The sequence below is a fragment of the Candidatus Avedoeria danica genome, from assembly GCA_016703025.1.
Classification (GTDB): domain Bacteria; phylum Chloroflexota; class Anaerolineae; order Epilineales; family Epilineaceae; genus Avedoeria; species Avedoeria danica.
In genome coordinates this window covers 611,511-626,078 of record JADJCV010000004.1, presented here as the reverse complement: position 1 = coordinate 626,078, position 14,568 = coordinate 611,511, and the positions used below count along the sequence as shown (strand labels likewise).

The following is a 14,568-nucleotide window of genomic DNA, read 5'->3' as shown; positions in this document are numbered from 1 at the left end:
CTGCCGCATGAGGAGGCCCAGCCATGCCCGCTCGCCCGCTGCCTCTCCGACCGATCGCACGCTCGGCCTTCCTCGTCGCGTTCGTTGGCTTGGCCATCGCCGTCGTCGGCGCGCTGCCGAACTTCGATGCGCCGACGAACGGCCAGGACGGGGCGCCCCTCCAACTCGACCCGTTCATGCCCGCCCCGCCCTTCACGCTGCCGACGTCGACGGGTGTCATCACCTTCGGCGGCGCCGCCGACCACAGCACGGTCTTCCTCACGAACAACCCGCTCGGCAGCACGGCACCCTCCATCTGGGGCGGCGACGTCGGCAAGCTGATCGCCCAATCACCGGACGATGCACGTTATGTCGTGATGTCGTATGCCGAGGCGCAGGCCGGCGTGGACGCCGACATCGCCGCCTGGCAGGCGCGCGTCGAGACCGCGCTGTCGGCTCGCCCGCCGTCGGAGGATCCGGCGCTCTGGCGGTCACGGTTCGACTACGTGACCGCGAACCCACTGACGGTCGGCGGGACGGCGCCGGCGGTGCTGCGGGCGTGGGGGGAGACGGCGGCACAGATCGAGGTCGTCGGGCAGCCTCCGTTCAGCAGCACGGTCCACATCGAGACCGCAGGCACGACGGACACCGGCTGGGCGACGCCGCTGACAACGACGGTGCAGTACGCGCTGTCCGACTTCGGCGGCACCGGCCTGGCATGCAACGGCGAGAAGCCCGCGGCCCCGATCACCGGCACGATGGTTGTCGTGAAGCGCGGTGTCTGTCCGCTTGTGGACAAGATCAACAACGCCGCCCGCTTCGGCGCGGCCGGCATGCTCATGTACTCGGACGGCCGGCCGAAGATCCGGCTGCCGAACACGTGCGGACCGTGCCCCAAGATGCATGTGGCGATGATCGACCTCGCGCCGGGCGAGGCGATTGTCGCCGCGCTGCGGAGCCAGCCCGATACGGCGCTCCACGCAACCCTCGAACCGAAGCCCCTCGGCGTCGACGCCTTCGCGATCGACCACAAAGGCCGGATGCGCGAGTTCGGCTCGATCCCGTTCGGGTTCAACGCCGACCTCGGGCCTGACGCGATCGATGCGCTGCACTCCGTGGCCCTCGAGGCGCGGCTGTACCGCCACGAGGCCGCGGTGGACGCCCGGCTCGCGGCCGAGGAAGCGTCGGGCAAGACGCGCGTCGTGCCGGTCTGGCAGGACGAGTGGATGGCCGATCCGGGCTGGTCCGGCCAGCGCTTCTACGCGGACGTCGCGCTGCCCGACGCGGCGGACATGGCGCGTTATGACAAACTCGAGATCGACCTCGACATGAAGTGCGACGGCGGCAACCGGAAGGGCCGCTGCCCGGCCTGGGACTACCTCGTGAACATGTACTTGTGCGACACGGCGACGCCGACGCGCTGCAACACGGAGTTCGGCCGCTGGGTCACCGCGTATTCGAGCGGCGGGCGCTGGGTCATGGACGCGACGCCGCTGCTCGGGCTGATCGCCCAGGGCGGCACGCGCCGCTTCGCGTTCGCCACGATCCAGCGGTACCAGATCACGGTCAAGCTGCGGTTGACGGACACGGGCGCCGCGATCGCGCCGAAGGCTGCCGTGCCCCTCTTTGGCGGTGGCAGCTTCTGGAAGGACTACAACAAGGGCCGCCGCCCGCTCGTGTTCGACGCGCCGGCATGGGCGACCAAGGTCGAGGTCGCGACGATCATCTCAGGCCACGGCTGGGGCCGTGACATGGAGAACTGCGCCGAGTTCTGCAACCACACCCACCATTTCACCGTGAACGACGGCCCGCCGCACGTCAAGGCCCATCCGTCGGCCGGCACGAGCGTCGGCTGCGTGTCCGAGGTCGACAACGGCGTGATCCCCAACCAGGCGGGCACGTGGGTGTACGGCCGCGGGGGCTGGTGCCCCGGCCAAGATGTCCCGCCGTGGCGTGCCGATGTGACGGCCGACGTGCGTCCGGGGGCACCGAACACGATCCGTTACCGCGGCTTGTGGCGCACGAAGGACAAGGACGGCAACGAAGTCGATGTCGACTACGTTGCCGTTCCGAACCCGGACGCCGCGGACCAGGGATTCGATGCCCGGATCGACCAGAGCAGCTGGCTCGTGTACTACGGGCCGAAGGAGCTCGCGGTCGATCCGGCGACGGTGCCGCTGCCGCGGCAGGCGCGGGTGTGGCTGCCGGCGTTGTTGGCGGGGCACGACTGGGCGGCGGGAGACTGATCGTCGGGCGCGGCGCGACGTTACCTTGATCCGCTCGCCGACACGCTACCTTACGACCCGCGGCAGCCAGACCTGCTTTACGACGAGCGTGCCCGCCAGCGTTTGGCGGCCGGATGCGTCGTCGACGTCCAGGCCGAACCGGACGGGTACGCGCCCGAGCGCGGCCGCGACATCGATCCGCCCGGCCAGCGTGCCCGGTCCGCTCGTCGCGCCGCCCTCCGGAAGCAAGCGCACTTCCGCGTCGCCTGCCCGCGCGGCCACCGACACCGACGCGACGTCAGCCACCGGCACGCTTATCGTCAGCGCCGTCGTCCCGCGCGACAGGGCCAGCGTCCAAGGCCCGTGCGCGTCCATGCAGCCCGTCGCTGACGACGCCGACGACCGCGGCTGCACGAGGGCCGTCCGGCGGTCGCGATCCAACGCGGCGACGCGAACGCCGAGCGGGTCCCATGGGAGTTCAGGTGACACCGTGACCGCGAGCGGAAGAGATCGCCGTGGGTCGGCGCGGGGAGACTCGGCGATGGCGGTGAGGCGGTGGGCGCCGGGTTCCAGCGCAACGTTTGCGATGAACGAACCGGCTGCGACGGGTGCGCGCGTCGCGATCCGCCCATCGACCTCGATGGCCACAACGGCCGTGCCGGTTCCGTCGTCGACCGCCGCGCCGGAAAGCGTGACTTCGAGGATGCGCGTCGTGCCGCACGGGGTGCGCCAGGCGGGCGGGTCGACGCCGAGGCGGTGGTAGATGCGGACGTTGCTGCCCTCGTCGAAGAGGACGAGATCGTCGCCCAATCGCACCATTCGGTCCCAAGAGTGGCCGAACGAAACGACATCGACGATCCGCATGTTGGCTGGATCGCTCAGATCGGCGGCGATGATCCCATCGGCGGCGATGATCCCGCGCTCCATCAAGGCGAACGCAAGGCCACCATCCAAAGCGATGTCACGGGCAATGCTCGGCAGCGCGAGCTCGCCGATGGGACCGGCCGCCGGGTCGTTCAGATCGTACGACTTGATCGTGGTTCGCACATCGTACGGGGCTTCGTGAACGATGTATTCGACAACGTACGCAGTGTCGTCGCGCCGAAACGCGTCCACCACCCGCGTGCCCGGAAGCGTTGGGCGATCCAGATCGAGCTGTGGTCCGGCGGTCGGGTCGACGATTCTCACGCCGCCTTCGGCGAGGATCGCGAATCCGTCACCCCATGACAGGAGCGTCGATGGTTCGGCAAGTGTGCCGATGACGGGTCCCATCTGCGGCTGACGCGGATCGGTCAAGTCGACGAGCTGGAGCGTTTGCTCGGGCGAGCCGAAGCTGATCAGCGCGCGGTTGCCGGAGAGCGCAAGCCCGCGAATGTCCTCCGGCAACGGCAGTGACGCCAACCGCACCGGTGCGATCGGCCGACGCACGTCGAGGACCGCGTACTGGTCGCTCTCGTACTGCGCGATCGCCAGATCGCCGTCGACCCACATGTACCAGGCCACCATCGACGTCCACGGCAGGTCGGTCGGCGGCGGATGCCACTCACCCGGATCGTCCGGCCCGAGCAATGCGACGAGCTGGCCGCCGACGACGTGCGTCTCGTCGATGCTTCCGTGGGACCTCACCCTGCGCGCTACCACGCGCGGCGCTTCGGCCGGCCCGAGTTCAAAGAGCACCGTGCCGCCGTTCGTGCGTCGCAACATGCGCGGGTCGTCCGTGTCGCCCGGAAACGCCATCGAGAAGCGCTCGAGTCCGGCGTCGCCGAGGACGGCCGGTCGGCTCGGGTCGGTGACGTCGAACGACGTCAGCCGGCGGTTCGCGCGGTCAACGGCGTCGACCCACTCGAGCCACACCGTGGCACCGGCGCGATAGAGGCGCTCGCCCACCACTCTCGAGTCGCCCCATCGGCCCACGAGCGTCGGCTGACCTGACCCGCTGAGGGCGACGATCTCGACACCGCCGCGGCTTGCCTCCACCGGTCGGTTCGGCCACTGCGCCGGATCGAGCGTGTCGTTGGCCACGGTCGCCACGACGACGGCCCTTCCAGTGGCAGCGATGCTGATTCCGCGGTTGGCCAGCGCCAGCTCGCCCAGCCGCCGCCAGCCGTTCGGACCCGTCGGATCGCGCGCATCCTCGACGAGAACGCGTGTCGTCCACGGCCGCACGCTGCCATCCGCTTCGCCCAGGACGACGGCGCGGTCGCCGCTGAACGCGATGGCGCGCACGTTCAGTCCGGGGTACGGATGGGTCGCCGCGCGCACCGGCCGGTCGGGATCGGTGACGTCGATCACCTCGACGCGGGTCGACGACGCGTTGATGGCCTTGTCCGGCGTCGCCAGAACGTACACGTGTCCGCCGCGCACCGCACCGAGATCCAGGCTGCCGCCGAACTCGGTGCGGCCAGGCGGCGGGTCGGACAGGGGCGCCAACGCGCCGCGCAAACGCGGCCACGACGGCACCGAGACGTCGATGAGCACCAGGCGACCGTCGCCGGTCAGAACGTGCGCCAGTAGACCTTCGACGCGAACGTCTACCGGATCACAAACGCAGTCCACATGGCCGAGCGGGACCAGCCGCCCGTCGGACATCGGCTTGAACGTGACGAACAGCGAGTTGGCGGTGCCGTAGACCAGCCCGTCGTGATAGGTCGCCGTGGCAAGGCCGCCGACGGCGTGGCCCGACTGTTCGAGAAGCGGTGTGGCAGCGGTCTGCGGCGCGGGCGCGTACGTCGGCTCGGCGCGGGCGATGCGGATGTCGGCGGCGGTCGCGGATGATGCCACGCCCGCGATCGCGACGAGGATCGCTGCCGCGATCGCGCGCTTGTTGTGCGCGGCGGGGCGGGACGGAGTGCCCGCGGGTGGGCGCGGCATGCCGCGCCCCTACACGCCGATCAGGGCGCGAACGCGCGCTCGTGTCACCGGATCCGCCGCCCCCGCCTCACGGTCGCCGACGCACAGGCTGTACACGCCGTCTGCGTCCGAGGTCGACCGGACTTCGACGCGATAGTCGCCCGGGCCGAGGTCGGGGCTCAGCGCGGCGGCCAGCCGGTAGTCGATGCCGGCGATCGTCATCGGCGAGTCGCCGGCCGGTGAAAGCGGGCGGCCTTCATCGGGAAGGCCGGGGCCTGTCAGCACGACGTCGGCGCGGAAACCGCTGTCGTAGGCCGTGGCCGGCACGAGGAGGATGAAGCGGCCTGCCACATCGTCGGCCACCCGGAAGGCGTAGTGATCGCGCGCGCCTCGGTCGAGACGGGCGTAGAACGCCTGGGCCAGCGTCACGTCGTCGATCGTGCGCGGTGTCGTAGGGTTCGGGCTGCCCTCGTGGACCACGGCCAGGTGGGCGAACGCAAGTCGGCGGACGGCCATCGCCCAGACGGCGAGGCCGAAGGCGGTTCCGGGCGAGAGGGCGCGGCGGAGGTTCATGGGGGTACTCCTCACATCATCCGACGAACGCGAGATCCGGGTCGGCGGCGAACGTCCGCTCCTTCGGGCGCGACAGCGTCAGGACGGAGATCCGACCGGCCAGCTCGGCCGCGATCTGCGTGATCGCCCGGGCCGCCGGCGAGTCCGGCGCGCCGACGACGATCGGCACGCCGCTGTCGCCGCCCTGGCGGACGGCCATGTCGATCGGGATCGTGCCGAGGAATGGGACCTTCATCTGATCGGCCACCTCGCGGCCGCCGCCGGCGCCGAAGATATCGTACACCGTGCCCGTGTCCGGCGCAGCGAAGCCGCTCATGTTTTCGATCACACCGAGGACGGGCACGTCGATCTGCTCGAGTTGGAACATCGCGATGCTCTTGACGACGTCGTGCTGGCTGACCGCCTGCGGCGTGCTGACGATCACGGCGCCCGTCAGCGGCATCGCCTGCGTGAGCGAGAGCTGGACATCGCCGGTGCCGGGCGGGAGGTCGATGATCAGGTAGTCCAGGTCGCCCCAGTTCACGTCGCCCAGGAACTGGCGCAGCGCTCCGTGGAGCATCGGTCCACGCCACACGAGCGGCGTCTGCTCGTCCACGAGGAAGCCGATCGAGATCATCTTCACACCGTACGCCTCGATGGGCTCGATGTGCTTGCCGTCCTTCGAAACCGGACGCGCCTTGCGCTGGCCCATCATCATCGGCACGTTCGGCCCGTAGACGTCCGCGTCAAGCAGGCCGACGGTGGCGCCCTGTTGGGCGAGCGAGACCGCCAGGTTGACCGCCACCGTGCTCTTGCCGACGCCGCCCTTGCCGCTGCCGACCGCGATCGCGTTGCGAACCGGCACGGCAACGCGGCTGGAAAGACGGCTGTCGCGCGGCACCTGGGCGTCCCACTGGACATGCACCGTCTCCACGGCCGGGATGTCGCGCTTCAGCGCATTCTCGCAGTCCTGCTGGATGACGTTCTTCAGCGGGCACGCCGGTGTCGTAAGGACGACGGTGAACGCGACGCGGCCGCCGTCGATGGCGATGTCGCGGATCATGCCGAGGCTGACGAGATCGCGGTGCAGCTCCGGGTCGTTGACCGTCGACAGCGCAGCGATGACGTCCGCTTCGCTGATCGACGTGGATTGGCTCTTGCCGAGACCGAACATGGGGGGTGACTCCAACGGGAGGGAACGTCGCGGGGGCCGCTACATCATAGCCGATTAGACATAGCCGAATGGACGATGTGCGCAGTCAGATCGCAGGACAGTCCAATGGTCGACGGTGCGGCCGGCACTGGTCAGATATCCGCCCCCGCCTCGAAGTGCGGCGGCCGCTTCTCGCGGTGGCTGGCCAGCCCCTCGCGAATCTCCGGGCCGGTGAAGCCGAGGAACTCCAGCGCGAGCGAAGCGTCGAACGTCGGGCCGGCCAGCCGGAGCCAGTTGTTCAGCGCGTACTTCGTCCAGCGAACCGCCGTCGGCGCAGCGTCGGCCAGCCGTTGCGCGATCTCGAGCGACTTCGCCTCGAGCTGATCGTCGTCGACGACGAGGCTGACGAGGCCGATCCGCTCGGCCTCTTCGCCGGACAGCGGCTCGCACAGCAGCAGGTGATACTTCGCCTTCGCCATCCCGCACAGGAGCGGCCAGACGATCGCCGCGTGGTCGCCCGCGGCCACGCCGAGGCGGGTGTGCCCGTCGATGATCTTGGCGGTGCGGGCGGCGATGCTCACGTCGGCCAGCAGCCCGGCCACGAGGCCGGCGCCGACAGCCGGACCGTGCATCGCGCTGACGATCGGCTTGCCGCAGTTGATCACGTTGTAGACGAGGTCGCGGGCTTCCTTCCAGACACGGGCCAGCACATTGAAGTCGTTCGCCATGTCCTCGACGAGATCGAGGTCGCCGCCGGCGGAGAAGCCGCGCCCCGCCCCGCGGAGCACGACGCACCGCACGTCCGGATCGTCGTCGATCGCGCGCCAGACGTACGCCAGGTCGCGGTGCATGCCGTGGTCGGCCGCGTTCAGCCGGTCGGGGCGCGCCATCGTGATTCGAAGCACGCCGGGCAGCGGGCGGTCGAACGTGAGGTGCACGAAGGCAGCGTAGCGGTCGGCGGGGGTCGTCATGTCAGGCCAACCTCTCCTCCGCCGCCAACCGGCACAGCGCCAGCGCGTTCCAAACCGCCTTCGGCACGAACGACGACGCCGTCGCGTACTCCGGTGTCTTGCCGGCGGCCGGATCGAGCTCGCTGCAGTGCAGGTTGTCGCCGTGCGGTCCGAGTCCGTCGAGCGTCGGCACGAACGCCCACGTCCAGTTGCCGTCCGAGAGCCCGCCGCGCGCCTCCGGGGCGGCGGTCACGCCGACTGCGCCCGCGGTCGCCGCCCAGATCCGGTACAGTCGCTCCGTCCCTTGATTCGTCGGCCAGGCCGGCATGTCGTACTCGATCTGCACGTCGGCGCGGCACGTGAAGGTGCCGTCGGCCGTCGCGACGTCGACGTGCGCGCCGAGCCCGAGCACATGCTCGACGGCCTCGGCCAGCACCGCCGGGTCCTCGGCGCGCATCTCGAGGCGGGCGCGCGCGTGATGCGGCACCCGGTTCGTCACCGTTCCGCCGGTCACGGTGCCGACGTTCACCGTCAGGCCGCGCGCCGGGTCCGTCAGCGCCGCCGCCCGGTCGATCAGGCGGGCCAGCTGGACGATCGCGTTCGCGCCCTGCCCGTGCGCCCCGCCGGCGTGCGCACCGCGGCCCTCCACCGTGATGCTGGCCACGGCCATCCCTTTGCGGCGCGTCACGAGCTGCCAGCCCTCGTCGCCCACGCGACAGCCCTCGAACACCAGGCACGCCACGCTGTCGTTGGCGGGTCCGGCCAGTCGATCGCGCATCAACGTGCCGAAATCGGGCGACATCGCCTCCTCGGCAGCGTCGAGCAGCACATCGAACGTCACGGCCTCGAACACGTTCGGCGCGCAGGCGCGAAGCGCGTCCATGACCATGTAGATCAACACGGTGCCGCCCTTGATGTCCACCGTCCCCGGGCCGTAGATCCGATCGCCCTCGACGCGGAACCGAAAGCCGTTGGCGACCTCCTCGTCGGCGGGGAACACGGTGTCAAGGTGCGTCACGAGCCCGATCTTCCGGCCGCTCGTGCCGGGTCGCGTGAGCACCACATGGCTCCCGTAAGCCGGGTTGCGGCTCGCGACGGTCTCGGCGTCGAATCCCAGGTCGACGAACCGCCGCGCCGTCAACTCGCCGAGCCGGTTGACGCCCGACGGATTGCGGGTGAAGCTATTGATGTCGACCATCTCCTTCAGCAGCGCCATGTAGTCCGGCAGGCGCGCCTCGAGGTGGCTGCGCAGCGCATCCAACAGGGCCGGGGAGAGGGCCGGGGAGAGGGCCGGGGAGGTCGCACCGGAGGCGACGGTCGTTGACGTTTCTGGCGATTGCACGATTCTTCGGTCCCTTGTGTCCTTCTGGCGGTCCCGGAGCGCCGGCCGGCGCTCGCCGCCCGACGCGGAAGCGCTGGAGTATAGCGCGCGACGTATCGTCGACTCGCGGTGGGCGTCTTCACTCCCGATGGAGATCGAAACCCAGGACATGGCCGAACGTGGCCCGACGAGGAGCGTGAGGGTGATTCGGTCGCATCGACCCGACGCGGCGCTGTGGAGTTCGCGGATCGGCGGCGCCCTCTGCGCGGCCGTACTCCTCGGCGCGGCCGGTGCGGCGCTGGCGGTGGCCGCCATCCGCCCGGTTACGACCCTCGCCGTCGCACCGCTGTCCAGCGGCACGCCGGCCGTGACGCCGACGCTCTCGCTCGGCCCATCCGTGACGCTGACGCCGACGGCCTCGGTCACCCCGACAATGTCCGTCACCGCAACCGCATCGGTCACGGCGACACCGTCCGTCACCGCAACGCCGTTGGCCACCACGACACCATCGGTCACCGCGACGATCGCCGTCACCGCGACCGTCGCCCCAACGGGTACGCCAACGATGACGGCGCCGACGCAGACGCTCACCCCGTCCGCCTCGCCAACGGCCACCCGCTCGCCGACCGTCGGCCCGAACCCGCTCGTGACGCCAAGCAGCACGCCGACGGCGTCCACCACGTCGGCCGCGAGTCCATCGCCGACCGCTTCGCGCACGCGCACGGCGACACGCACCGCCACGGCACCGGCCACGGCCGAGCCCGCGACGGCGACGAGCGATCCGCCGACCGCCGAGACTCCTGAGCCGACGGAAGGGGCCACGGCAACGGCCAGCCGGACATCCACCACCGCGCCGACCGCCAGCCGCACCGCAACGTCGACCGCCCCGCCGACGCCGTCCGGCACGCCGACGGCAACGGCAAGCGCGACGACGCCGCCGCCGACCTCGACGCCCGTGCGGACCGCCACGCCGACGACGGTGCCGGAGCCGACCAGCACGCTGCCGCCGCCCGTCCTTGCGCCGGGCCAGATCCTGCCGTTCGCCGCGTACGGGCGATGGCTCTCACCGGCCAACGTGCAGAGCGGGATCCAGCTGCAGAACCTGTCCGCGCAGCCGACGGACCTGACGGCCGTCCTCGTCGACGAGGACGGCGCCGAAGTGTTGACGCTCGACCTGTTCGCCGACGTCCTCGGAGCGCCGAACGTCTACCTGCCGACCGTGCTCGACCCCATCGATGCCGCCCCGAGCCTGTTCGGCCTGCGCGTCGCGTCCGACGCCGCCCTGGGGGCCATCGTGCGCACGGACTGGTTCGACGACGGCGGCGCGGGCATCGCCGGCGGCCCGCAGCCGGCGCGCCGCGTTCTCGTGCCGAGCTTCGTCCGGCGGACGCTCGGACGGAGCTCGATGGCCGCGGTCGCCAACGCCGGCACGCGGGACGCCGAGATTGTCGCGACGCTCCACACGACCGGCGGCGGCGCACCTGTGGCGACGACAACGCGGTTCCGACTGCCGGTGGGGACGACGCGGCGGATCTGGGCCGACTTCGAGGCCGCGTACCAATCGCTCGGTCCGTTCGAGGGCTGGCTCGCCGTCGAGAGCGACGGCTCGCCGCTGGCCGTTCAGGTGTGGGAGGTCGGCGAACCGGCTGGGCTCGAACCGCGGACGGTCGCGGCGTTCGAGGCCTTGCCGGACGCGGCGGCCGCCAACGACCTCGTCGTGCCCCTCTTCCGCAGCGCCCAACGCGGCGCGCGCGCACGCGAAACGCTGAGCACCCGCATCGTCGTCGTCAACCCCGGACCGAGCGATGTCGAGGTCACGATCGCGTTTACGGGCGCATTCAACGATGCGGCCTCCCCGGTCTGCCGCGGCGCGACGTTCCACCATCCGCCGACCGTCGTCCCTGCCGGCGGCCGACATGTCTTCCGGCAGGCGCCGGGCGGTGGGCACAACGTACCGACGAACTGCTTCGGCTCCGCCCGGATCACGACATCCGGCCCCGACGAGCGCGTCGTCGCCATGGTCTACGATGCGACCGCGGCAGACGGCACCGCCGACGTTCTCCTTTCGGCGTTCGTGGCGCAAGGACTGGGCGAAGCGGCGGCACAGGTGGCAATGCCGCTCTGGCGCCGCAACCACGTCGGGCTCTCGACGGGCATCCAGGTGATGAACCCGGGACTCGATCCGGTCGAGGTCGAGATCGCGTTCAGCGTGACGGACCCACGATCGGGTGATTCGCGCGCCGTGACGGGCTGCACGGTTTGCCAGGCCACGATCGAGCCGGAGGACTCCGTCAACTGGTGGCCACCGGCCGTTCCGGCGCTCCGCGACGGCACGTTCGGCGGCGCCGTCGTGACCGCCGACGGCCCGGTCGTCGTCCTCGTGAACGACTATCCGACCGCGGACCGCGGCGGGCGGCGGACGGATCCGGCGACGTACCTCGGGCTGGCGGTGCCGTAGCGCCAGGCGGCGGCGATGCGCCGCCGCGCGAGAACGTGCCCGCCAACCCTGTCTGCAGGGTGCCTTGCGCTACCCTACCCGCATGCGCCGTCTCCCCCGCCTCCCCGGTCTTCCCAACCGCCTCTCGAACCCGCTCATCGCCGCCCTCATCGCCCTCCCGCCCGCCCTCATCGCCCTGGCCAAAGGCCTGCCTTCCACCGTGGACGGCGCGCTGCACGTCCACCGTGCGCTCTCAGTGGCCTACCTGTTCACCGCCGCGCCCGGCTGGCCGCGCTGGGCGCCCCACTTCGTCCAGGGCTGGGGCTATCCGATCCACCATTTCTACCCACCCGGCGCGCCGCTCGCGGCCGCTGCGCTCATCACCGCCGGCGCCGGTCCGCTCGCCGCCAACGTTGCTCTGATTGGCGCGGCCTGGGCGCTCGCCACCGCCGGGACATACCGCCTGGCACGGACGGCGTTGCCCGCGTCCGCCGCGCTCCTCGCGGCCGGCGTTGCGGCGTTCAGCCCGGTTCGGTTGTTCGAGGTGCACGTGCAGGGCAACGTGCCGCAGCTCCTCGCCGTGGCGCTTGTGCCCTGGGTGCTCGCCGGCGCGGTGGAGGCGGTGCGGACGCCGACGCTGCGGACCGCAGTCCGCTTCGGCGTCCCGCTCGCGCTCATCGTGCTCACGCACCACGTGACGACGGTCCTGGTGCTGCCGCTCGCCGGTGTCCTGGCGGGCAGCGAGTGCTTCCTCTCGCTCGGAGCGCCTCCGTCCGGTCGACCCCGCGGGTCGCTGCCCTCATCGCGGCCAAGTCAGTTGACCGGCGAGGGCGCTTCGCCGCGTGTGGGCCGCGCGCTCGGTCGCGCCGCCCTTGGCGTCGCCGGCGGACTTGTCTTCGCGGCCCTCCTTGGCGCGGTCTACTGGCTCCCCGCCGTCGTCGACGCGCCCCGGGTCCAGCTCGGCAAGGCCGGGAGCGGCATGTTCGACGCCTCGACGGCGCTCGTTCCGGTCGTCGACCTCGTTCGCCCCCTCGGCCGGATCGACCGCACCGCCCACTCGTGGCCGTTCCACCACGGCTGGGGCCCGGTTCCGGCCGTGCTGGCGCTCGCGGGTGTCGCGGCGGCCGTGCGCGCGTCGCGACGCCGGTCCAAGGACGGCCGCCGACTCGTCGGCTTCACGGCGATCGGCCTCGGTGCGACGCTCCTCACGCTGCCGTTCGCCGCGCCGTTGTGGCGCAGCTCCGACCTGATCGGGCTCGTGCAGTTCCCGTGGCGCGTGCTCGCCGTCGCCGAGCCGCTGCTCGCGGCGGCGGCGGGTGCGGCGCTGCTCTGGCTTCCCGAGCGGCGGCGGGCGGGCGGGCTTGCCCTCGGACTGGCGCTGTTGGGCGCCAACGCGCTGCCGTGGCTCGTGCCGATCCGCTCCGCCGCGCCGCTCGTCGACGCGACGGCGCGCGCGGCGGTGCCCGCCGAACGCCAGAGCGACGCGCCGGTCGGGACAACGAGCTCGATGGAGTACCTGCCGCACGGCGCCAAGGTGGACCTTGCGTCGCCGCCGTCCGACGCCGCCCTCGCCGCGTACGCCGAGGGTCGGTGGTGGGTCGATGTCGACCGAGCGCGGCTGCCTGTTGGCGTGACCGCGGCCACCGAGTCCGTCGGCCGCCACGACAGCCGGATCGTCGTGGGTCCGGGCCCGGCAACGGTGCTCCGCCTGCGGCAGCTCGGGTTCCCGGGCTGGCGGACGACGGTCGGCGGCCGGGCGGTGCGCAACGAGCGCGACGCAGACGACGACGGCGCGCTCGTCGTCTCGCTGCCGGCTTCGGCCGAAGAACGCCACATCGTGGCCCGGTTCACAGGGACGCCGCTCGCCCGCGGGGCGGGCACGGTGAGCATGGTCGCGTGGCTGTTCGCGTTGGCCGTTGGCGTCGCGGCGTTCGTTCGACGCCGCGGGGCGCGGACGGGCGACGGCGCGGGTGGGACGGACGGCGACGACCTCGGGCCACGGTCGCGCGTCGCGCTGGCCATCGGCCTCGTTGCGGCAGGTACGACGGGCGCCTTCATCCTGCCCCGATCCGCATTCCTGGCCCCGCGATCGCCCGTCGCCTCGCCCACGTCGATGGACGTGCCGCTGCACGTCGCCCTCGGAGACGACGGCGGGCCGGCGGCGATCGAGTTGCTCGGATTCGACGCGCCCGGGGCCGTCCGTGCCGGTGACACGATGGTCGTGCGGCTCTACTGGCGCGCGCTGCGCCCGACGGACCGGCGCTATCGCCCGTTCGTTCAGCTGGTGACGAAAGGCACCGCCGACGTCGTCGCCAACCATACGTCCACCGATCCGGGCGGGCGGCCGACCCGCACGTGGCCGACGGATCGCTTCATCGTCGACATGCACCGGTTGGCCCCGGCCCCCGATGCCGGCCCGATCACGGTGCACCTCATCGCCGGGCTGTTCGACGACGACACCGGTCGACGCCTCACCGCGCTCGACGGCAGCGACATCGTGTCACTGCGCGAGGTGCGCATCGATCCGCTGCGGCGGACGGGCCCTGCGGTCCTCCCGCCGCTTGGCGACGATGTCGACGTTGGGCCGGCCGCGGCGGCAATGCCTGTGCGCTTCGGCGACCAGATCGTCCTCGATTCGGCGGGCGCCGGTCGGGTGATCGGTCCCAACGGCGCACGCGCGATCCACGTGACGCTCGTCTGGCGGGCCACAGGGCGCATCGGGATCGACGCCACGGTCTTCCGCCACGTGCTCGACGCTGCCGGCGCACCGATCGCCCAGCTGGACGGCCCGCCGGCGGCCGGCGACGCGCCGACCCGCGATTGGCGGCGCGGCGACGTCATCGTCGACCACGTCACGATCCCGCTGCCGGCCGGCGCGGCGTTCGCCGAACACGTCGAGTTCGGCCTGTACACACCGGTCGACGGAGCGCGCCTGCCGGCGACGGGCGCGGACGGGCGGCTGCCGAACGACGCCGTGCGCATCCGCATCCCGGTCACGTCCGGGTCGTGAGCCGCGCCGGTCCATCGGCGGCAGGCGGTGGCCGTCGCCGGCAGGCGGCGCTGGACGGCGCCAGTCGGCGGCAGTCGCCGTTGCTTCGACT

At 71.7% G+C, this 14,568-nt stretch carries 8 protein-coding genes; 3 read left to right on the top strand and 5 right to left on the bottom strand.

The genetic code is table 11. The annotated features are described in order from the left end of the window. Positions 1–23 precede the first annotated feature (23 nt). Positions 24–2,225 carry a hypothetical protein gene (locus IPG72_05800; protein ID MBK6768535.1) on the top strand — a complete coding sequence of 734 codons (2,202 nt, stop codon included), beginning with the start codon at positions 24–26 and terminating at the stop codon, positions 2,223–2,225. 45 nt (positions 2,226–2,270) lie between these two features. Here IPG72_05800 and IPG72_05795 read toward each other — a convergent pair whose 3' ends face one another. From IPG72_05795 to IPG72_05775, 5 genes are all read right to left on the bottom strand, one after another. Further along, a complete protein-coding gene (locus IPG72_05795) occupies positions 2,271–5,075 on the bottom strand; it encodes a hypothetical protein (GenBank protein ID MBK6768534.1) in 2,805 nt (934 codons plus the stop codon). A gap of 9 nt (positions 5,076–5,084) precedes the next feature. Continuing rightward, positions 5,085–5,627: a hypothetical protein gene (locus IPG72_05790; GenBank protein ID MBK6768533.1), complete on the bottom strand. Its 543-nt coding sequence runs from the start codon at positions 5,625–5,627 to the stop codon at positions 5,085–5,087. A 16-nt stretch (positions 5,628–5,643) separates the two neighbouring features. After that, positions 5,644–6,780, bottom strand: a complete 1,137-nt coding sequence (locus IPG72_05785; protein ID MBK6768532.1) for an Mrp/NBP35 family ATP-binding protein — start codon at positions 6,778–6,780, stop codon at positions 5,644–5,646. 131 nt (positions 6,781–6,911) lie between these two features. Then, positions 6,912–7,730 (bottom strand): enoyl-CoA hydratase/isomerase family protein, encoded by an 819-nt coding sequence (locus tag IPG72_05780; protein ID MBK6768531.1) that lies wholly within the window; start codon positions 7,728–7,730, stop codon positions 6,912–6,914. A 1-nt stretch (position 7,731) separates the two neighbouring features. Continuing rightward, positions 7,732–10,029 carry a M20/M25/M40 family metallo-hydrolase gene (locus IPG72_05775; GenBank protein ID MBK6768530.1) on the bottom strand — a complete coding sequence of 766 codons (2,298 nt, stop codon included), beginning with the start codon at positions 10,027–10,029 and terminating at the stop codon, positions 7,732–7,734. Between IPG72_05775 and IPG72_05770 the strand changes: the two genes are divergently transcribed. Together IPG72_05770 and IPG72_05765 are read left to right on the top strand one after the other, a co-directional pair. After that, positions 9,986–11,488: a hypothetical protein gene (locus IPG72_05770; protein MBK6768529.1), complete on the top strand. Its 1,503-nt coding sequence runs from the start codon at positions 9,986–9,988 to the stop codon at positions 11,486–11,488. The genes IPG72_05775 and IPG72_05770 overlap by 44 nt on opposite strands. Before the next feature lie 82 nt (positions 11,489–11,570). Further along, positions 11,571–14,477: a hypothetical protein gene (locus IPG72_05765; GenBank protein MBK6768528.1), complete on the top strand. Its 2,907-nt coding sequence runs from the start codon at positions 11,571–11,573 to the stop codon at positions 14,475–14,477. Positions 14,478–14,568 lie beyond the last annotated feature (91 nt).

Excerpts from the sequence above, each read along its gene's own strand:
- IPG72_05800 (MBK6768535.1), top strand. The coding sequence starts at position 24 with ATGCCCGCTCGCCCGCTGCCTCTCCGACCGATCGCACGCTCGGCCTTC.
- IPG72_05765 (MBK6768528.1), top strand. The coding sequence starts at position 11,571 with ATGCGCCGTCTCCCCCGCCTCCCCGGTCTTCCCAACCGCCTCTCGAAC.
- IPG72_05780 (MBK6768531.1), bottom strand. The coding sequence starts at position 7,730 with ATGACGACCCCCGCCGACCGCTACGCTGCCTTCGTGCACCTCACGTTC.
- IPG72_05785 (MBK6768532.1), bottom strand. The coding sequence starts at position 6,780 with ATGTTCGGTCTCGGCAAGAGCCAATCCACGTCGATCAGCGAAGCGGAC.
- IPG72_05790 (MBK6768533.1), bottom strand. The coding sequence starts at position 5,627 with ATGAACCTCCGCCGCGCCCTCTCGCCCGGAACCGCCTTCGGCCTCGCC.
- IPG72_05795 (MBK6768534.1), bottom strand. The coding sequence starts at position 5,075 with ATGCCGCGCCCACCCGCGGGCACTCCGTCCCGCCCCGCCGCGCACAAC.